The following is an 18,702-nucleotide window of genomic DNA, read 5'->3' as shown; positions in this document are numbered from 1 at the left end:
ATTATTGTGCAGCATGCAGATGCCGTCTGAAACCTTTCAGACGGCATCTTTTTAATTATGGCGTTGTTAAATTATTTGGCAAATCTACCGTCATTAAGAAGTTTCCACGCTTTTTTATAAACCGCACTGATGCCGCTTTTGATTTCTTTCAGCGTTTTTGAGTACATTTCTCCGGGAAATTCACTATTTATACTTCCTTTCCTGCAACGACTGATATAGCTTTGAGCCGTCTCCGAAAGATTGTTGGTAGCCACGCAATCTGCAGCGTATGCGTTAGACAAGAATAATGAATCATTGCCCACTTTATAGTCGATACCGCCAACAAAGCATAAAATAAGCGCAAGTTTTAATATTTTCATATGAAACCCCCTTATTTTGAAAAAGTTTCAAATTTTCTATATGCTTCAATATCTCTGAAGTGGCGTGCATAGATTTCGGTGACCTCATCAAAAGAATTCTCTAGCATTGGATTGATATCAACGATACTGTAAAGAGACCAAGATATTTCCTGCCCTTCTGCATTCTTGTATGTCGTGTTTCGATGCTTGGTTAGATCTTCAACCTTTGATCTGGCCTCATCCATGGTATTTGCTTTTACTAAGGTGATACATTCTTCATAAAGTGGGGTGTAGCCAGCAGAGTCGGATGCTGATTTATACACGATGATGGCTACGTAGTATTCTGTGCTCATGGTCAACTCCAAATTTAGTTAATGAACTTATTGCTCATAATAACGAAATAACGAACAAATGTTTGAGTTAATCTATATTGCTTCATGGTTGTAATAAAATTTAACGATAGATAGTTATCGTATGCACATCGATCCGGTACGTTATGATATTAGGCTACACTTAACTTGTGCTAATTTTATTATGGCCTTCTTGGCGGGGGCGATGTAGGGTTAGGTTGGTTACGTATGGAAAATTCAGGATTTTGTTGGGTTGCATCTGCGGCTAACCCAACTGACGGTTACTAAAATGCCGTCTGAAAAGGATTTTTCAGACGGCATTATCGTTACTTCAAATCAACAACCATCAACTCAAGCGGCGTTGCCTTCCAAGAAATCCTGCGCAAAGCGTTGCAGCACGCCGCCGGCTTCGTAGATCAGCACTTCTTCGGCGGTGTCCAAACGGCTGGTGACGGGCACTTCTACGGTTTCGCCGTTTTTGCGGTGAATCACCAAAGTGAGCTCGCCGCGCGGGATGCGTTCGCCGATCACGTCGTAGGTTTCGGTGCCGTCCAATTCAAGCGTTTTGCGGTTGGTGCCGGGCAAAAATTGCAGCGGCAACACGCCCATGCCGATGAGGTTGGTGCGGTGGATACGCTCGAAGCCTTCGGCCACAATGGCTTCCACACCGGCTAGGCGCACGCCTTTGGCGGCCCAGTCGCGGCTGGAGCCTTGGCCGTAGTCGGCGCCGGCCACGATAATCAGCGGCTGTTTGCGGTTCATATAGGTTTCGATGGCTTCCCACATGCGCATGGTTTGGCCTTCGGGCTCCACGCGGGCGAGTGAACCTTGTTTCACGGTGCCGTCTTCGTTTTTCACCATTTCGTTAAACAATTTGGGGTTAGCGAAGGTGGCGCGTTGGGCGGTGAGGTGGTCGCCGCGGTGGGTGGCGTAGGAGTTAAAGTCTTCTTCAGGTAGCCCCATTTTGTGCAGGTATTCGCCGGCGGCGCTGTTCATCAAAATGGCGTTGGAAGGCGACAGGTGGTCGGTGGTGATGTTGTCGGGCAAAATCGCCAGCGGGCGCATGCCTTTGAGGGTGCGCTTGCCCGCCAATGCGCCTTCCCAATAGGGCGGGCGGCGGATATAGGTGGACATGGGGCGCCAGTCGTAGAGCGGGCTGGGGGCTTTTTCGGCGGCGCCGGTGTCGAACATGGGGATATAAATATCGCGGAATTGCTGCGGTTTCACATGTTCGGCCACGATGGCGTCGATTTCTTCATCGGTCGGCCAGATGTCTTTCAGGCGGATTTCTTTGCCATCGGCCACGCCCAAAACATCGTTTTCAATATCGAAGCGGATGCTGCCGGCAATGGCGTAGGCCACCACCAAAGGCGGCGAAGCCAAGAAAGCCTGTTTGGCATAGGGGTGGATGCGGCCGTCGAAGTTGCGGTTGCCGCTCAATACGGCGGTGGCATACAAATCGCGGTCGATGATTTCTTGCTGGATCTGCGGGTCGAGTGCGCCGCTCATGCCGTTGCAGGTGGTGCAGGCAAAGGCGACGATGCCGAAGCCGAGCTGCTCCAATTCGCTCAACAAGCCTGCTTCTTGCAGGTAGATTTCGGCCACTTTGGAGCCGGGTGCGAATGAAGATTTCACCCACGGCTTGCGGATTAAGCCCAATTTGTTGGCATTGCGCGCCAGCAGGGCGGCGGCCACCACGTTGCGCGGGTTGCTGGTGTTGGTGCACGAGGTGATGGCGGCGATAATCACCGCGCCATCGGGCATTTTGCCGTCGGCAGGGGTTTCATAAGGCGCGGCCAAGCCTTTGGCGGCCAAATCGGCGGTGGCAAAGCGGGCGTGCGGGTTGGAAGGGCCGGCCATATTGCGGCCTACGGTGGAAAGGTCGAATGTCAATACGCGCGGATATTCGGCGTTTTTCAATTCACTCGCCCACAGGCCGGCGGTTTTGGCGTAGGTTTCCACCAGTTTCACTTGTGCATCATCGCGGCCGGTGAGTTTCAGATAATCGATGGTTTGCTGGTCGATGTAGAACATGCCGGCGGTGGCGCCGTATTCGGGTGTCATGTTGGAGATGGTGGCGCGGTCGCCCACAGACAGGCTTTCTGCGCCTTCGCCGTAGAATTCCACAAATGCGCCCACCACGCGCTCTTTGCGCAAAAATTCGGTTAACGCGAGCACGATGTCGGTGGCGGTGATGCCGCTTTGGCGTTTGCCGGTGAGTTCTACGCCCACAATGTCGGGCAGACGCATCATTGAAGCGCGGCCGAGCATCACGGTTTCGGCTTCCAAGCCGCCCACGCCCACGGAAATCACGCCCAGCGCATCAACGTGCGGGGTGTGCGAATCCGTGCCCACGCAGGTATCGGGGAAGGCGACGCCGTTTTTCACTTGGATAACGGGCGACATTTTTTCCAAGTTGATTTGGTGCATGATGCCGTTGCCCGCCGGAATCACGTCCACATTTTCAAATGCGGTTTTGGTCCAGTTGATAAAGTGGAAACGGTCTTCGTTGCGGCGGTCTTCAATATCGCGGTTTTTTTGGAAGGCATCGGGGTCGAAGCCGCCACATTCTACGGCCAACGAGTGGTCGACGATGAGCTGGGTTTGCACCACGGGGTTTACTTTAGACGGGTCGCCGCCTTTGTCGGCAATCGCATCGCGCAAGCCGGCCAAGTCCACCAGCGCGGTTTGGCCGAGAATATCGTGGCACACCACGCGAGCGGGAAACCACGGAAAGTCGATTTCCTGCTTGCGCTCAATCAATTGCGTGAGCCAAGAATCGAGCGTGGCTTGGTCGACATTGTCGGCGCGGTTGACCAGGTTTTCCGCCAGAATGCGGCTGGTGTAGGGCAGGGTGTCGTAGCTGCCGGGGGCGATGGCTTCGCAAGCGGCGCGGGCGTCGTAGTATTTGAGGTCGGTGCCGGGCAGCGGTTTGAGGTATTGGGCGTTGGTGCTCATGGTGGTTTCCGTTTCGTGTTTTTCTTGTGGGCGGGGTTTCAGACGGCCTGTTGGTGTTTGAGGCCGTCTGAAAGATTGGTTGATAAACTGTTTATCAGGATGAATGCTTTATCTTGGCCTTGCGGCCAAGTGTCGGATTCGAGAATCCGACCTACGGTTTGTTGCGGCCGCTTTTTCAGACGGCCTGCAATAAAAAAAGCGCATCTGCTTCACACATGATGCGCTTGTTGTCCGGCACATCATGCTGCCGTGTTGGGTTTTCGGCTTTCAGACGGCCTTGGTAATTAAGAGGCCGTCTGAAAACTTTTTGCTTATCGCTCGTCAATCGGCACAAAAGCCAAATCATCGGGGCCGGTGTAATTCGCGCTCGGGCGGATGATTTTGCCGTCTTGGCGCTGCTCAATCACATGCGCGGCCCAGCCTGAGGTGCGCGAAATCACGAAGAGCGGGGTAAACATGGCGGTGGGCACGCCCAGCTTTTGATAGCTCACGGCGCTGAACCAATCCAAGTTGGGGAACATTTTTTTCTCGTTCCACATCAGCGTTTCCAAGCGCTCGGCCACATCAAAGAGCAGCATGTCGCCGGTTTCGGCGCTCAATTCACGTGCCACTTCTTTAATCACCACGTTGCGCGGGTCGGACACGGTGTACACCGGGTGGCCGAAGCCGATCACGATTTCTTTGCGGCCGATGCGTTCGCGGATGTCGGCCTCGGCTTCGTCGGCGTTGCGATAACGTTTTTGAATGTCGTAAGCCACTTCGTTGGCGCCGCCGTGTTTGGGGCCTTTGAGTGCGCCGATGGCGCCGGTGATGGCGGCATACATATCGGAGCCGGTGCCGGCAATCACGCGCGAGGTGAAGGTGGAGGCGTTGAACTCATGCTCTGCATAAAGAATCAGTGAAATGTGCATGGCTTTTACATGTTCGGCGCTCGGGCGTTTGCCGTGCAAAAGGTGCAGGAAATGGCCGCCGATGCTGTCTTCTTCGCTGTCGAGGGAAATCACTTTGCCGTTGTGCGAATATTGATACCAGTAAAGCAGCATGCTGCCCAAAGAAGCCATCAATTTGTCGGCGATGTCGCGCGCTTCGCTCACGGGGTGGGTTTCGCGCTCGGGCGTGGTGCAGCCCAAGGCAGACACGCCGGTACGCATCACGTCCATCGGGTGGGCGTTGGCCGGCAGGCTTTCGAGCACGGTGAGCACGTTGGCGGGCAGGTTGCGCAGCGATTGCAGCTTTTTCTTGTAGGCGGCCAGCTCGAATTTGTTGGGCAGGTGGCCGTGCACCAGCAAGTGCGCCACTTCTTCAAATTCGCAATGTTTGGCCAAATCGAGAATGTCGTAGCCGCGGTAGCTCAAGTCGTTGCCGTGTTTGCCCACGGTGCACAGGGCGGTGTTGCCGGCGGCGATGCCCGACAAGGCCACGGATTTTTTCGGCTTGGGGGTAACAGGGGTGTTTGCTTCGGTCATGGGTTTCTCCTAAGTAGACTTGCTTTTTTTATTTTTTCAGACGGCCTGATGCAAATGCCCGGCCGTTTGAAAGGCTGCAACCGACCTGCCGTTGTCGGAAAAGAAAACGGCAGGCGGCAAAACGGGCTTATTTGTTTTGGTTGAACAATTGATCGAGCTTTTGCTCGTAATCGTGGTAGCCGAGGAAATCATACAATTCCATACGGGTTTGCATGGTGTCGACCACGTTTTGCTGATGGCCGTCGTGGCGGATGGCTTCATACACGCCCAAAGCGGCTTTGCTGGCGGCGCGGAATGATGAGAGCGGATAGAGCACCAGCGACACGCCGGCTTCGCCCAATTCTTGCTGCGAATAAAGCGGGGTGGCGCCGAATTCGGTGATGTTGGCCAGAATCGGCACGTTTACGGCATCGGCAAATTGGCGGTACATGCCCAATTCGGTGATGGCTTCAGGGAAAATCATGTCGGCGCCGGCTTCCACGCAGGCTTGGGCACGCTCGATGGCCGATTGCAGGCCTTCAACCGCCAGCGCATCGGTGCGGGCCATAATCACGAAATCGGGATTCACGCGGGCATCGACGGCGGCTTTCACGCGGTCGACCATTTCTTCAAGAGAAACAATGGCTTTATTCGGGCGGTGGCCGCAGCGTTTTTGTGCCACTTGGTCTTCGAGATGCACAGCAGCCACGCCGGCTTTTTCCATGGCTTTGATGGTGCGGGCGATATTGAATGCGCCGCCCCAGCCGGTGTCGATATCGACCAAAAGCGGGGTGTCTACATTATCGGTGATGCGTTGCGCGTCGATTAATACGTCTTCCAGGCTGGTGATGCCCAAATCGGGAATGCCGCGTGAGCAAGCGGCCACGCCGCCGCCGGAGAGATAAATGGCTTTGAAACCGCTTTGTGTGGCCAAGCGCGCAAAATAGGCATTCACGCAACCGACAACGGCCAGCGGGGTTTCTTCTTTGACTGCTTGGCGGAATTTGGCGCCGGCAGATTGGATGGTCATATTGGGGCTCCGTTGGTGTTTTTCTTGTGTAGCCGAATGTAGTAATTTTTGCTGTTGCTGTAAAGCTCTAATTTTTTATGGATGCCATCAGAAAACATGATGATGAAGGCCGCAAGGTTTATGGATTAAGGACTTTGCTTTTTTGCAGGCTGAAGTGGCCGTCTGAAATATTAATAATATATGTTTGAAACAAATTTTTTTGAATGATTTTATTGAATCATAAGGTGAAAATTTAATTTCAATAGTAATGATTATAATGCTGAATGGGAAAATAACGGGCAGGTGAAATGCGTGCGCGCTTGGTGGAAAGCGTGCGGCGGCTGGCTGTTAGTTTATATGTTATCAAGATGAGGAGGCGGTGTTTGCAACGGCTTGGGCGGGGTGGTAATGAAAGGTGGCGGTGGGTGGTGGAAATGGGTTTCAGACGGCCGGTTTTGTGGTGGGGTTGCGGGGGTTTTGGGGGCATCATGCCAAGCCTGAAAAATAACCAAAAGCGAGGACTCGTTTTGCCGTTTGGTTGTCCGTGTTTTAGGTTCGACATCATTCTTCCGGCGCTTCTGCCCAATCGCTTTTGATGGCGGCATGGATAATTTCCATGTCGAAGCCGCGATAAGCGAGAAAACGCATCTGCTTTTGCTTGCCGGCCAAATCGGCGGCCGGTTGTTTGAATTTTTTGCGCAGCACGGCAATGGCGGCTTGCCGTTCGGCATCGGGCGCAGGCAGCAGTGGCTGGATAAGCTCGCCGGACACGCCTTTGGCTAAGAGCGCCTGCTTGAGCCTGAGTGCGCCGTGTTGGCGGCTTTTGCTGTGCACATAGGCTTCGGCATAGCGTGCATCCGATTGCCATTGGCGCTCGGCAAATTCGGCCAGCACTTTTTCGATTTCTTCTTCGCTATCGGCATGAGGGGCGAGCTTGCGTTTGAGCTCGGCGCGGCTGATTTCGCGGCGGGATAAAATTTCCATGGCGCGTGTGCGCAGGGATTTTTCGGGTTTCATATGAGCGTGGATTGAGGCTTGGAAGCAGCGGGCTTGCGGCGCAATGCGCTGGGTAAGCTTTAAATGGCAATAAAAATCAGGAAATGCCGATACAAATCAGGCCGTCTGAAACAGAAAATATAGTGGAATGAATGAAAAACTAATACAGGTGTACAGCAAGCCATATACGCAGAAGCCGTTTAAACCGCGTGTGTGGCTGCGCCATACACCCTGCACACGATTGGGGATTTCTTATTTTTGTATCCGTTTTTCTTTGATTTCACGATAGGTTTCAGACGGCCTTGGGTTTATTCGTTGTCCGGCGTTTTTTGCGGGCGCAGGTTTTCGTAGATTTCCGGCAGGCTGCCGATCAGCCAGTCGGGCTTGGTGGCGGGGTTGTGCACCAGTTCCTGCATATCGCCGTAGCCGAAGGTTACGCCCACGGAAAGGCAGCCGGCGGCTTTGGCGGCGAGAATATCGTTGGCCGAATCGCCCACCATCAGCATGTCGGCCGGGTTGATATTGAGCACTTCGGCCGCGTGCAAGAGCGGCAGCGGGCTGGGCTTTTTCTCAGCCAGGCTGTCGCCGCCGAGAATCAGGCTGAAATAATCGGCCAAGCCCAATTGCTTTAATAATTCGACGGCCAGCATTTCGTTTTTATTGGTGATGACCACCAGTGGAATGCCCAAGGTTTTGAGCAGAATCAGGCCGGCTTCGGTTTCGGGGTAGGGGCGAGTGAAGTCGCTCAGGTGGTCGCGGTAATAGCGGATAAAAAAGCTGAAGCCTTGCTCCCATTCGTTTTGCGGGGCTGCTTCATCGCGCTTGTCGGTGAGCACTCGGTGCACGAGATTGGCCAGCCCGTCGCCCACATAGCTTTCCACAATGTGCGCCGGCAGGGGCGGCAAGCCCATATGGGCACGGGTGGCGTTGGCGGCGGCGGCCAGGTCGGGCACAGAATCGCAGAGCGTGCCGTCCAGATCAAAGGCAACGGCTTGTACATGTTCGATAGCGGGAGCAGTCATGATGAGTGGGCATAAAAGGTTGGCAATGCCCGATTGTAGCATTTTTTTGCTGATGATTCGGCAGCAGGCCGTCTGAAACGCTGCTGCATGCAGGTTTTCAGACGGCCTGGATTATTTGCTCGATTGTTTTAAGATTGGCTAAGCTGTTTGCTCACTTGGCGGATGCGCCGCTCTTCGCCGAAAGCCACCAGCGTGAGCAGTGCGATGCCGATAAACAGCGCAACGTAAAACACGATAAACACATCCGACCAGCCGTGCAGCGTGTGGCCGAACACGGTAAGGCCGTTGCGTTCGGGGTCGGCAATGGCGGCGAGCCCCACTTTGGCAACGGAGTCGCCGAAAAGATAACCGAATGTGCCGGTCATGCCGTTGGCCACGCTGATGCCTTTTTTAGGCACAAAGCCCACCAAAGAAATGCCGATCAGCAATTGCGGGCCGAAAATCAGTGCGCCGAGCAAAAATAAGGATATGTTCACCATCATCACGCTGGTGGCATTGCGGTAAAGCATCACCACGAAAATAATCGCCACCATACAGGCCACGGCCACAGCCGCGCGGCGGCCGTTGAGCTTGTCGGAAATATAGCCCCAGCTCATGCTGGCGAGAATGGCGCCCACTTCAAAATAAAAAATGGTATTCACCGCATCAAGCTTGTCGAAACCGAGCGCTTCGGTAACATAAAGCGGTGCCCAGTTGTCGATGCCGATGCGCACGATATACACAAACACGTTGGCAATACACAAAATCCAAATCCACGGATTGCGCAGCACAAACTGCTTGAATGCCTGCCACATCGGCATTTCATCGGCTTCGGCATTTTCTGCTTCCACCGGTTCGCCGAAAATTTCTTCGCAGCGGTTCCAGCCGAGCTCTTCCGGGTCATCTTTGCCGATAAAAAGGCCGGCCACCCCGATAACCAGCGCAATCAACGCAGGGAAAATAAACATGCCCAGCACATTGCCGCCGAAAAACGTGTTTGCACCCCATAAAGCCAGCATGCCCGCGAGCGCACCGCCAATATTGTGCGACATATTCCAAAAGCCCAAATAGCGGCCGCGCTCGGTGCGCGGTGCCCAACGGGAAATGGTGGAATAAGATGCCGGGCCGCCTGCGGCCTGAAATACGCCGTTTAAGCCCCACAACACCACGAAAATACCGATAACCGAACCATAAGCGCTCAAGAGCAAGCCCATTGCCAGCACAGTAAGCGCGGAACCGATCAGCATCACTGAAATAGATTTCTTGGTGTTTTTGTCGCTGATGTAATAGCCGACAGCCGTTTTTCCGAGCCCGTAGGTTACGCTGAAAGCCAATCCGATATAGCCCAATTCCAGTGTGCTGAGGCCGAGCTGCTCTTTCATCATCGGCTGGGCGGCTTTGAAGTTGTTGCGAATCAAATACATGCACATATAGGTGAGAAATACCACCATAAAGGCTTTTAAAAACTGGCGCAGCCACATGCGCCGTTGCTCGGCAATGGGAATGCCTTTATTGGGAATTTTTTTGATGGCGAGAAAGTTGGACATCATAATCGTCTCCTGCAATACGGAATATTGTGTGACGCGGATATTACGCCTTTATGATGGAGATGAGCAGGCTGGGTGCTTGAGCTGTGTCAAACAATCAAAATATTGTATTGTTAATAATTTTAAATGTCTGAATAATATATTAATTTTAATAAGTTTTTCAAAAAGGCGTTATAAAATTCAATAGTAAGATAATAAAAAATAGAGACAGTAGGCGGTGATGATTTAATAAATACACAGCGTAGGAAATGCCATAGGTATGAAGAACCTTGGCGGCACACATAAATACATCAAGCATAAACACATCAAGATGGTCCATAATCAGCCGCCTTCGGCCAAGTGGCAGCAAATCCGGGCATGAAGTTTTCAGACGACCTTTCCGTATGCTTGTGGTAATGGCCTGTGCAGCTGCACTATAAAAAGAAACAGGAAAAAGAAACAGGCCGTCTGAAAGCGTTCAGACGGCCTTTCTATCAAGCGCAGGGTTAAGCCAGCTCGAATGCCTTATGCAGCACGCGGGTGGCCAATTCCATGTATTTTTCGTCAATCAGCACCGACACTTTGATTTCAGAGGTGGAAATCATTTCGATGTTGATGCCTTCTTCGGCCAGCGTGCGGAACATTTTCGAGGCCACGCCCACATGCGAGCGCATGCCCAGGCCGACGATAGACACTTTGCACACGGCATCGTCGCCGTCGATATCGGCGGCATCCAGGCTGTCTTTGAGCTTTTCCATCAATTCGAGCGTGGGCTTGTAATCGGCGCGCGGCACGGTGAATGAAAAATCGGTGGTGCCGTTTTCGCCCACATTTTGGATAATCATGTCCACTTCGATATTGGCATCGGCCACGGTGCCGAGAATCTGATAGGCCACACCCGGTTTGTCGGGCACGCCGCGCACATTCACGCGCGCCTGGTTTTTGTCGAATGCGATACCGGATACGGCAGCTCGTTCCATGTTGTTGTCCTCTTCAAAGGTGATTAAAGTGCCTTCGCCGCCATCTTGCAGGCTGCTCAACACGCGCAGGCGCACTTTGTATTTGCCGGCGAATTCCACCGAGCGGATTTGCAAAACTTTCGAGCCCAAGCTGGCGAGCTCGAGCATTTCTTCAAACGTGATGGTGTCGAGGCGGCGCGCTTCGGGCACTACGCGCGGGTCGGTGGTGTACACGCCGTCGACGTCGGTGTAGATCTGGCATTCATCCGCTTTGAGCGCGGCGGCCAGCGCCACGGCTGAGGTGTCGGAGCCGCCGCGGCCGAGGGTGGCGATGTCGCCGTTGGGCGATACGCCCTGGAAGCCTGCCACAATCACCACGGTGCCGGCCTGCAAATCGGCGCGCATATTGGCGTCGTCGATTTCTTCGATGCGTGCTTTGGTGTGGGCGGTGTCGGTTTTCACCGCCACTTGCCAGCCGGTGTAGCTCTTGGCCGGCACGCCTATGCTTTTGAGCGCCATGGCCAGCAAGCCGATGGTGACTTGCTCGCCGGTGGAGAGCACCACATCCATTTCGCGCGGGTCGGGAAAATCCTGCATTTCGTGCGCCAATGCCACCAAGCGGTTGGTTTCGCCGCTCATGGCCGACACCACCACCACCACATCGTGGCCGGCTTCGCGGGCTTGGGCAATGCGTTTGGCGACGTTTTTGATGCGCTCGGCCGAGCCCACTGAGGTGCCGCCGTATTTTTGTACGATTAACGCCATGTTGCTTATGCTTTCTTGCTGAACTGAAAAATGGGAAAGTTAAACCAAATCGCTGTTATCTGCGAAAATTTGAAACATTATTACTATTTTTGATGGTGATGACAAGGCTCGTTTGGTTTTAAATTGAATTTGGCGGCGGGTGCGGCGCAATGCTGTGCCAATGCTTAAAATGATTTGCCATTTTCTGCTTTGGTGTGCAGATGGATTGTCAACAAATAAGACAAACCGCCGCAATTGAAGTAGAAGATGGCAGGATGGCGGCAGGCCGTCTGAAACTGTGGCGCAAATGCGTGGTGGATAAACTGAGGCCGCCTGAATGTTTCATACCACTCCAAAAAGATAACCTAACAAAATAAAAGCCGTTCGACTGCACCATCTGCGCAGGTCGGATTCTTGAATCCGGCGTTTGGCCGGCGGCCAAAGCGATGTGAACACCTTGTTCTACGAACAAGTGTCGGATTCAAGAATCCGACCTACGGGCTGCTGCAAATATTCGGTTTGAGTGGATGTGTAGGCCGGATTTTTGAAGAATAAATAAGGTGTGTACTTTGCTCTGAACGGCCAAATGTCGGATACAAGTATCCGACCTACAGCTTGTGGCGAAAATGCGTAGCTGGGTGATATTCAAACCTGAGGCCGTCTGAAAGGTTTCAGACGGCCTCGCATTGGCATGCCGATTCACGCCAATTTCCCGCGCAATCAGCGGTTTTGTGGCTGCACTTGCTGCAAAGCCTGCTGCTGGTGTTGCACCAATTCAGCCACGCCTTTTTGGCCCAGCAGCATCAAGGCATTCAATTCTTGCGGGCTGAAGGGCGCGCCCTCGGCGGTGCCCTGAATTTCGATGATGTTGCCCGAAGCCGTGAGCACCATATTCACATCGCTGTCGCAGCCCGAATCTTCGGGATAATCCAAATCCAACAGCGGCACGCCACCCACCACGCCGGCAGACACGGCGGCCACGGCTTCGCGGATGGGGTTGTGTAGCAGCATGCCGGCGGCCACGAGCTTGTTTACCGCCATTTGCAGCGCCACAAAAGCGCCGGTGATGGCCGCGGTGCGCGTGCCGCCGTCGGCTTGGATTACATCGCAATCGATTAAAATCTGGCGCTCGCCCAATTGCGCCAAATCCACCACTGCGCGCAGCGAGCGGCCGATCAGGCGCTGGATTTCCTGCGTGCGGCCGCTTTGTTTGCCGGCGGCGGCTTCGCGGCGCATGCGCGAGGCGGTGGAAGCGGGCAGCATGCCGTATTCCGCCGTTACCCAGCCTTGCCCTTTGCCGCGCAGAAACGGCGGCACGTTTTCATCAATGCTGGCGGTGCAAATCACCTTGGTGTTGCCCGCTTCAATCAGGCAGGAGCCGTCGGTGTGGGGCAGAAAATCAGGCGTGATGCGGATTTCGCGCAGCGCATCGGCGGCGCGACCACTGCGGGTATAGTGGCTCATGTGGCTTCCTTTAAATATTGATGACGCGGATTATAACATGCGGCCTTATGGTATATTGAGCGGGCTTTCACTCATTATTCTACAAACGGAGTCAAACACCATGAGCATCCACAGCATGACCGGCTTTGCCAATGCGGCAGGCGAGAGCGGCGGCCGCCGCATCAATCTGGATATCCGCGCGGTCAACCACCGCTATTTGGACGTGCAATTCAAAATGCCCGATGATTTGCGCCATTTGGAAAGCGCTTTGCGCGAAGCTGTGGCCGGCAAGGCCGCGCGCGGCAAAATCGAATGCCGCATCCAAGTGCAGTCGCTGGAAGCGGGCGCGGGCGGCAAGCTGGCGGTGAATCAGGAATTGGTGCACCAATTGGCTTGGTTCAACCGCAAATGGCGCAAGCAGCATGAAGATTTGGCCAAGCTCGGCGTGGCCGATATTTTGAAATTTCCCGGCGTGCTCACGAGCCAGAGCGAAGATGAAGAAGCGTTTGCCAAAGCGGTGCAAAAGCTGCTCGATAAAGCGCTGAAAGACTTTGCCGCCGCGCGCGCGCGCGAAGGTGAAAAATTGCAGCAACACCTGCTCGAGCGCTTGGCGGCGATGGAAGAAATTGTGGATTCGCTCAGCCAACTTTTCCCGCATTTGCTCAGCGCGCATCTGGAAAAAGTGCGCACGCGCCTGCAAGAGGCGGTGGGCAATATTGACGATGGCCGTTTGCAGCAGGAATTTGCGCTCTTTATGCAAAAAGCCGATGTGGATGAAGAATTCAGCCGCCTGCGCACGCATATTGCCGAAGTGCGCCGCATCGTAACCGAGAGCAAAGGCAGCGTGGGCAAGCGACTCGACTTTTTGATGCAGGAGCTCAACCGCGAAGCCAACACGCTGGGCAGCAAAGCCATTGCCGCAGAATGCACGCAGGCTTCGGTGGAATTGAAAGTGCTGATCGAGCAGATGCGCGAGCAAGTGCAGAATATCGAATAAAGCGCGGTGATGTTATTAAAGGCCGTCTGAAAATGTTTTCAGACGGCCTTTGTTGATCATGCTTCGCGCAAACCGAATGCTAAAAGCCTAGCCCGCGATGGCGCATCAATCGGGCAGGATTGGCGGCTGGTTTTATCGGTGAGCACAATCACGCTTTGGGCATAGGCCACTTCGATATTTTGGCAAAACAGGCTTTGCACCAGCCGCACGCTGCTGTTGCCCACTTTGGCCACCGCCGTGCCGCACACCACTTCGCCCGGCCACAAAATTTCGCGCAGATAATCGATTTCCAGCCGCGCAATCACAAATTGCGTGCCCTCGGGATAAACGGGCGGCTGTTGGCGGTAGAGTATTTCCGAGCGGCCTGTTTCGATAAAAGTGGAAAACACGGCATTGTTGACATGGCCTTGGCAATCGGTGTCGCCATAGCGGATGGTGTCGGTGGTGAGCACGGGATAATGCCCGGGGGTGCGTTTATTCATGTGCCGGCTCCTGATGGGGATTGTGTGCGGCCACGTTAGCATAAAGAAAGGCCGTCTGAAAACCCAATGTTTTCAGACGGCCTTTCGAGCATTTGCTTTATTTAAAATCATTCAAACAGGTGTTTTTTTTAAGACGGCATGCTACATTTAGCCCGCACAAAATAATAAATCAGGAGCAATAAATGAGAACACTTGCCAGCGAGCTGGTGCTGCCGCACCACACTTTGCGCAACCGCGTGATTATGGGCTCGATGCACACCGGCTTTGAAGAGCACCCCGAGGGTGCGGAACATTTGGCGGCTTTTTACGCCGAGCGTGCCAAAAACGGCGTGGCGCTGATTATCACCGGCGGCATCGGCCCCAATGAGGCGGGCGCGGTGACCGATGGCGGCGCCAAGCTCACCAATGCTGAAGAAGTGGCGTGGCACCGCATTGTTACCGAAGCCGTGCACACACACGGCGCGAAAATCTGCATGCAGATTCTGCACACCGGCCGCTATGCCATGAGCCGCGAGCCGGTGGCACCCAGCGCCATTCAAGCGCCGATCAATCCGGCCAAGCCGCGCGCGCTTTCCACCGAAGAAGTGCGCCAAACCGTGGCCGACTATATCGCCTGCGCCCGCCTGGCCAAAGAAGCGGGCTACGACGGCGTGGAAGTGATGGGCAGCGAAGGCTATCTGATTAACCAGTTTCTCGCGCCCTGCACCAACACGCGCGACGACGAATACGGCGGCAGCGCCGAAAACCGCCGCCGCTTCGCCCGCGAAATCGTGGCCGGCATCCGCGCCGCCTGCGGTGATGATTTTCTGATGATTTACCGCATCTCTTTGCTCGACTTGGTGGAAAACGGCTCCACTTGGGATGAAAACGTGGCCTTGGCCGCCGAAATCGAAGCGGCAGGCGCAGATATGTTCAACACCGGCATCGGCTGGCACGAAGCGCGCATTCCCACCATCGCCACTTCCGTGCCGCGCGCGGCTTTTGCCGAATTCACCGGTAAGCTCAAGCAAATCAGCCGCATTCCCGTGGTGGCCACCAACCGCATCAATATGCCGCAAACCGCCGAAAATATTTTGCAGCAAGGCTTGGCTGATGCTGTTTGCATGGCGCGCCCCTTTTTGGCCGATGCCGCATGGGTGATTAAAGCGGAAAAAGGCGACGATGCGCGCATCAACACCTGCATCGCCTGCAACCAAGCCTGCCTCGACCATATTTTCGCCGGCAGGCTCACCTCTTGCCTGGTGAACCCGTTTGCCTGCCACGAATTGCAAATGCCGGTGCACGCGGCTGAAAAAGCCAAAAACATTGCCGTGGTGGGCGCGGGCCCTGCGGGCATGGCGTTTGCCCACACCGCCGCATCGCGCGGCCACAAGGTGACGCTGTTTGACGCGCAAAACCAAATCGGCGGCCAGCTTAATATCGCCAAACAAATCCCCGGCAAGCCCGAATTTGCGGAAACGCTGCGCTATTTCGACCAAGTGTTGGAAGATGTGGGCGTGGTGCGAGTTTTGGGCAAAAAAGCGGCCGCGGCTGATTTGCAGGGCTTTGATGAAATCGTGCTCGCCAGCGGCATTGTGCCGCGCCAAATCGGCCTGCCCGGCAGCGAGCGGGCCGAAGTGCTGAGCTATTTGGATGTGTTGCGCGACAAAAAGCCCGTGGGCAGGCGCGTGGCGATTATCGGCGCGGGCGGCATCGGCTTCGACACCGCCGAATACCTCAGCCAACACGGCGAAGACAGCGCCTTGTCGCCCGATTTGTTTCGCGAAGAATGGCAAATCGATGCGAGCATGGCACGGCGTGGCGCTTTGTTGTCGAACGAGCCGCAGCTGCCGCCCTCTGAGCGCGAAATTTGGCTGTTGCAGCGCAAAGAAGGCATGGTGGGGCGCAATTTGGGCAAAACCACCGGCTGGATACACCGCACCGTGTTGAAATACAAAGGCGTGAACATGCTCGGCGGCGTGGAATACCTCAAAATCGATTCAGACGGCCTGCACATCCGCCGCAACGGCGCAGAAGAAATCCTGCCTGTGGACAATGTGGTGATTTGCGCGGGGCAAGAGCCCAACCGCGCCTTACAGGCCGAATGCGAAGCGCTGGGCAAACCGGTGCACATTATCGGCGGCGCCGATGTGGCGGCGGAATTGGATGCCAAACGCGCCATCAAAGCCGGCACGGAATTGGGGCTGGCGGTGTGAGTGTTGAGAGCCGCAAAGCCGGCTTGCGGTTGCGCCATGTTTGCGTGCCCAATAATTTATGCCGCCGCTCAAACACGGGTTATCAGGGTGCTTGGTTGGCAATATAGGCAACATTTTGTGCACCATATTTGAGCTGTGATAAAAGGCCGTCTGAAAGCAAACCGAGCATTCAGACGGCCTTTTTTCTTTTTTCAATGCTATATTAAAGGCCGTCTGAAAACATTTACCGCAAAGGAAAACCATGAGCAAATGGGATGAGCGCTACCTCACCGATGATTATGTGTTCGGCACCGAGCCGAATCAATTTATCGCCCGTATTCTGCCCTTGCTGCCCAAAGGCGGGCGGGCGCTGGATTTGGCCACGGGCGAGGGGCGCAACGGCATTTTTTTGGCCGAACACGGTTTCGAGGCCGAAGGGGTGGATATGTCGGCGGTGGGGCTGGAGAAAGCGCAAAAACTGGCGGCTGAAAAAGGTGTGCGCTTTGCCACACGGCAGGAAAACATCGCCGAAATGGTGTTGCCGCCCGAACATTATGCGCTGATTGCCAGCGTGTTTTGCCATTTTGCCGAGCCGGTGCGCACACAGGTGTTGCAGCGCATGATAGATGCTTTGCAGCCGGGCGGTATGTTTGCCGGCGTGTTTTACCACCCCGACCAAATCGCGTTGGGCACGGGCGGCCCCAAAGATGCGGCCATGCTCGGCACTTTAAATGAAATGCAGCAGGCTTTGGCGGGGCTGGAATGGCTGATTGCGGAACACGAAGTGATCACCTTGGGCGAGGGCAGCCGCCATCAGGGTGAAAGCTCGGTGTTGCATTTGCTCGGGCGCAAGCCGTAAAACATCATATTGCGATATAATGATACGAGGCCGTCTGAAACGTTTCAGACGGCCTCGGCGGATAAATAAAAGAACAGATAATACAAGGAAAACTCCATGGCTCAAGAGCAATTAAACGCTTTGGTGCTGCCCGATGCACAAGGCTTTTTCGGCATGCACGGCGGCAAAATCGGCCATCCCGATTTGGCGGTGGCGCTGGCCGAAATCGAAGCAGGCTTTCGCAGCATTATCGGCGATGCGGCATTTATCGCTGAAATGAAGCGGCTTCAGGCCACTTATGTCGGCCGCCCCAGCCCGATTTACCATGCCCGCACGCTGTCGCAGCGCGGCGCGCAGATTTACCTCAAGCGCGAAGACCTCAACCACACCGGTGCGCACAAAATCAACCACTGCATCGGCGAAGTGCTGCTGGCGAAAAAACTCGGCAAGAAAAAAGTGGTGGCTGAAACCGGCGCCGGCCAGCATGGCGTGGCGTTGGCCACGGCGGCTGCGCTGTTGGGGTTGGAATGCGAAATCCACATGGGCGTGGTGGACATGGCCAAAGAGCATCCGAATGTGTCGCGCATGAAAATTCTCGGTGCCAAGCTCGTGCCGGTGTCGGAAGGGGCGGGCACGCTCAAAGAGGCGGTAGACAGCGCTTTTCGCGCCTATATGGCCGATTTTAAAAACACCATGTTTGCCATCGGCTCGGTGGTGGGGCCCGCGCCTTATCCCGAAATGGTGGCTTATTTTCAAAGCATCGTCGGCCACGAAGCACGGGCGCAGTTTCAAGCGGCTTATGGCGGCCTGCCCGATGAAGTGGTGGCCTGTATCGGCGGCGGCTCTAATGCCTTAGGCTTGTTTAACGCGTTTCTCGATGATGAAGCCGTGGCCTTGGTGGGCGTGGAGCCGGCCGGCGAAGGGCTCGACAAGCCCGGCCGCCATGCCGCCACCATGACCTTGGGCAAACCCGGCGTGATTCAGGGCTTTCACTGCTATTTTCTGCAAGACGAAGCGGGCAATCCCGCCGCCGTGCATTCGATTGCTTCGGGCTTGGATTATCCCGGTGTGGGGCCGCAGCACTGCCATTTGAAAGACATCGGCCGCGCCCGCTATGAAAGCGCCACCGATGAAGAATGCCTGGCCGCTTTTCTGGCTTTGTCGCGCGAAGAAGGCATTATTCCTGCGCTCGAATCCGCCCACGCGCTCGCCTATGCGCTGCGCCGCGCCGAGCGCTTGCCGGCCGACAAACGCCTGCTGGTGAATTTGTCGGGCAGGGGCGATAAAGACATCGATTATGTGTTGGAGAAAATCGGGCTTGAATAAAAGCCGGGCAAGCTTGGCAAAGGCCGTCTGAAACGTTTCAGGCGGCCTTTTTGTATGCGCCGATGGGTGGCTAGCGTTTATAAAAGATTCATTTAAATTATTTATTATATGAGTGG

General features: G+C 54.8%; 15 protein-coding genes. 4 read left to right on the top strand and 11 right to left on the bottom strand.

From position 1 onward, the window contains the following. Positions 1–71: 71 nt before the first annotated feature. From LVJ78_RS10435 to rph, 10 genes are all read right to left on the bottom strand, one after another. Complete coding sequence (locus tag LVJ78_RS10435; RefSeq protein WP_132952922.1) at positions 72–359, bottom strand: hypothetical protein; 288 nt, start codon at positions 357–359, stop codon at positions 72–74. Positions 360–370: 11 nt separating this feature from the next. After that, complete coding sequence (locus LVJ78_RS10430; protein WP_132952920.1) at positions 371–691, bottom strand: DUF4288 domain-containing protein; 321 nt, start codon at positions 689–691, stop codon at positions 371–373. 348 nt (positions 692–1,039) lie between these two features. Next, positions 1,040–3,646: a Fe/S-dependent 2-methylisocitrate dehydratase AcnD gene (gene acnD / locus LVJ78_RS10425; protein WP_132952918.1), complete on the bottom strand. Its 2,607-nt coding sequence runs from the start codon at positions 3,644–3,646 to the stop codon at positions 1,040–1,042. 311 nt (positions 3,647–3,957) lie between these two features. Beyond that, positions 3,958–5,112 (bottom strand): bifunctional 2-methylcitrate synthase/citrate synthase, encoded by a 1,155-nt coding sequence (gene prpC / locus LVJ78_RS10420; protein ID WP_132952916.1) that lies wholly within the window; start codon positions 5,110–5,112, stop codon positions 3,958–3,960. A gap of 127 nt (positions 5,113–5,239) precedes the next feature. Beyond that, on the bottom strand, positions 5,240–6,121 hold the full coding sequence (gene prpB, locus LVJ78_RS10415; protein WP_132952914.1) for a methylisocitrate lyase: 882 nt from the start codon (positions 6,119–6,121) through the stop codon (positions 5,240–5,242). Positions 6,122–6,661: 540 nt separating this feature from the next. Continuing rightward, positions 6,662–7,117 carry a recombination regulator RecX gene (gene recX / locus LVJ78_RS10410; RefSeq protein WP_132952912.1) on the bottom strand — a complete coding sequence of 152 codons (456 nt, stop codon included), beginning with the start codon at positions 7,115–7,117 and terminating at the stop codon, positions 6,662–6,664. Between the two features lie 287 nt (positions 7,118–7,404). Then, positions 7,405–8,118, bottom strand: a complete 714-nt coding sequence (locus LVJ78_RS10405; RefSeq protein ID WP_132952910.1) for a phosphoglycolate phosphatase — start codon at positions 8,116–8,118, stop codon at positions 7,405–7,407. A gap of 128 nt (positions 8,119–8,246) precedes the next feature. Then, positions 8,247–9,647 (bottom strand): hexose-6-phosphate:phosphate antiporter, encoded by a 1,401-nt coding sequence (gene uhpT / locus LVJ78_RS10400; protein ID WP_243650325.1) that lies wholly within the window; start codon positions 9,645–9,647, stop codon positions 8,247–8,249. 482 nt (positions 9,648–10,129) lie between these two features. Continuing rightward, a complete protein-coding gene (locus tag LVJ78_RS10395; protein ID WP_132952908.1) occupies positions 10,130–11,347 on the bottom strand; it encodes an aspartate kinase in 1,218 nt (405 codons plus the stop codon). 699 nt (positions 11,348–12,046) lie between these two features. Beyond that, positions 12,047–12,790, bottom strand: a complete 744-nt coding sequence (gene rph / locus LVJ78_RS10390; protein WP_132952906.1) for a ribonuclease PH — start codon at positions 12,788–12,790, stop codon at positions 12,047–12,049. A 100-nt stretch (positions 12,791–12,890) separates the two neighbouring features. On the opposite strand from rph, the gene LVJ78_RS10385 reads away from it, so the two are divergent. Beyond that, positions 12,891–13,766, top strand: coding sequence for a YicC/YloC family endoribonuclease (locus LVJ78_RS10385; protein ID WP_243650324.1), 876 nt, complete (start codon positions 12,891–12,893; stop codon positions 13,764–13,766). Positions 13,767–13,822: 56 nt separating this feature from the next. Here LVJ78_RS10385 and LVJ78_RS10380 read toward each other — a convergent pair whose 3' ends face one another. Next, a complete protein-coding gene (locus tag LVJ78_RS10380) occupies positions 13,823–14,248 on the bottom strand; it encodes an acyl-CoA thioesterase (protein WP_132952904.1) in 426 nt (141 codons plus the stop codon). 182 nt (positions 14,249–14,430) lie between these two features. Here LVJ78_RS10380 and LVJ78_RS10375 point away from each other — a divergent pair, with 182 nt between their 5' ends. The 3 genes from LVJ78_RS10375 to trpB all read left to right on the top strand — a co-directional run bounded on the left by LVJ78_RS10375 (position 14,431) and on the right by trpB (position 18,586). Further along, positions 14,431–16,443, top strand: a complete 2,013-nt coding sequence (locus tag LVJ78_RS10375) for an NADPH-dependent 2,4-dienoyl-CoA reductase (protein ID WP_132952902.1) — start codon at positions 14,431–14,433, stop codon at positions 16,441–16,443. A gap of 241 nt (positions 16,444–16,684) precedes the next feature. After that, positions 16,685–17,281 (top strand): class I SAM-dependent methyltransferase, encoded by a 597-nt coding sequence (locus tag LVJ78_RS10370; protein ID WP_132952900.1) that lies wholly within the window; start codon positions 16,685–16,687, stop codon positions 17,279–17,281. Positions 17,282–17,377: 96 nt separating this feature from the next. Next, on the top strand, positions 17,378–18,586 hold the full coding sequence (gene trpB / locus LVJ78_RS10365; RefSeq protein ID WP_132952898.1) for a tryptophan synthase subunit beta: 1,209 nt from the start codon (positions 17,378–17,380) through the stop codon (positions 18,584–18,586). Positions 18,587–18,702: the final 116 nt, after the last annotated feature.

This window comes from Uruburuella suis (genome assembly GCF_022870845.1).
Lineage (GTDB): Bacteria > Pseudomonadota > Gammaproteobacteria > Burkholderiales > Neisseriaceae > Neisseria > Neisseria suis.
This window is presented reverse-complemented; position numbering and strand designations above follow the sequence as displayed.

What these genes read in the sequence shown, in the direction of transcription:
- LVJ78_RS10385 (WP_243650324.1), top strand. Translation starts at nt 12,891, where the DNA reads ATGAGCATCCACAGCATGACCGGCTTTGCCAATGCGGCAGGCGAGAGC.
- uhpT (WP_243650325.1), bottom strand. Translation starts at nt 9,647, where the DNA reads ATGATGTCCAACTTTCTCGCCATCAAAAAAATTCCCAATAAAGGCATT.
- acnD (WP_132952918.1), bottom strand. Translation starts at nt 3,646, where the DNA reads ATGAGCACCAACGCCCAATACCTCAAACCGCTGCCCGGCACCGACCTC.
- LVJ78_RS10395 (WP_132952908.1), bottom strand. Translation starts at nt 11,347, where the DNA reads ATGGCGTTAATCGTACAAAAATACGGCGGCACCTCAGTGGGCTCGGCC.
- trpB (WP_132952898.1), top strand. Translation starts at nt 17,378, where the DNA reads ATGGCTCAAGAGCAATTAAACGCTTTGGTGCTGCCCGATGCACAAGGC.
- prpB (WP_132952914.1), bottom strand. Translation starts at nt 6,121, where the DNA reads ATGACCATCCAATCTGCCGGCGCCAAATTCCGCCAAGCAGTCAAAGAA.
- LVJ78_RS10405 (WP_132952910.1), bottom strand. Translation starts at nt 8,118, where the DNA reads ATGACTGCTCCCGCTATCGAACATGTACAAGCCGTTGCCTTTGATCTG.
- LVJ78_RS10435 (WP_132952922.1), bottom strand. Translation starts at nt 359, where the DNA reads ATGAAAATATTAAAACTTGCGCTTATTTTATGCTTTGTTGGCGGTATC.
- LVJ78_RS10370 (WP_132952900.1), top strand. Translation starts at nt 16,685, where the DNA reads ATGAGCAAATGGGATGAGCGCTACCTCACCGATGATTATGTGTTCGGC.
- LVJ78_RS10380 (WP_132952904.1), bottom strand. Translation starts at nt 14,248, where the DNA reads ATGAATAAACGCACCCCCGGGCATTATCCCGTGCTCACCACCGACACC.
- recX (WP_132952912.1), bottom strand. Translation starts at nt 7,117, where the DNA reads ATGAAACCCGAAAAATCCCTGCGCACACGCGCCATGGAAATTTTATCC.
- LVJ78_RS10375 (WP_132952902.1), top strand. Translation starts at nt 14,431, where the DNA reads ATGAGAACACTTGCCAGCGAGCTGGTGCTGCCGCACCACACTTTGCGC.
- rph (WP_132952906.1), bottom strand. Translation starts at nt 12,790, where the DNA reads ATGAGCCACTATACCCGCAGTGGTCGCGCCGCCGATGCGCTGCGCGAA.
- prpC (WP_132952916.1), bottom strand. Translation starts at nt 5,112, where the DNA reads ATGACCGAAGCAAACACCCCTGTTACCCCCAAGCCGAAAAAATCCGTG.
- LVJ78_RS10430 (WP_132952920.1), bottom strand. Translation starts at nt 691, where the DNA reads ATGAGCACAGAATACTACGTAGCCATCATCGTGTATAAATCAGCATCC.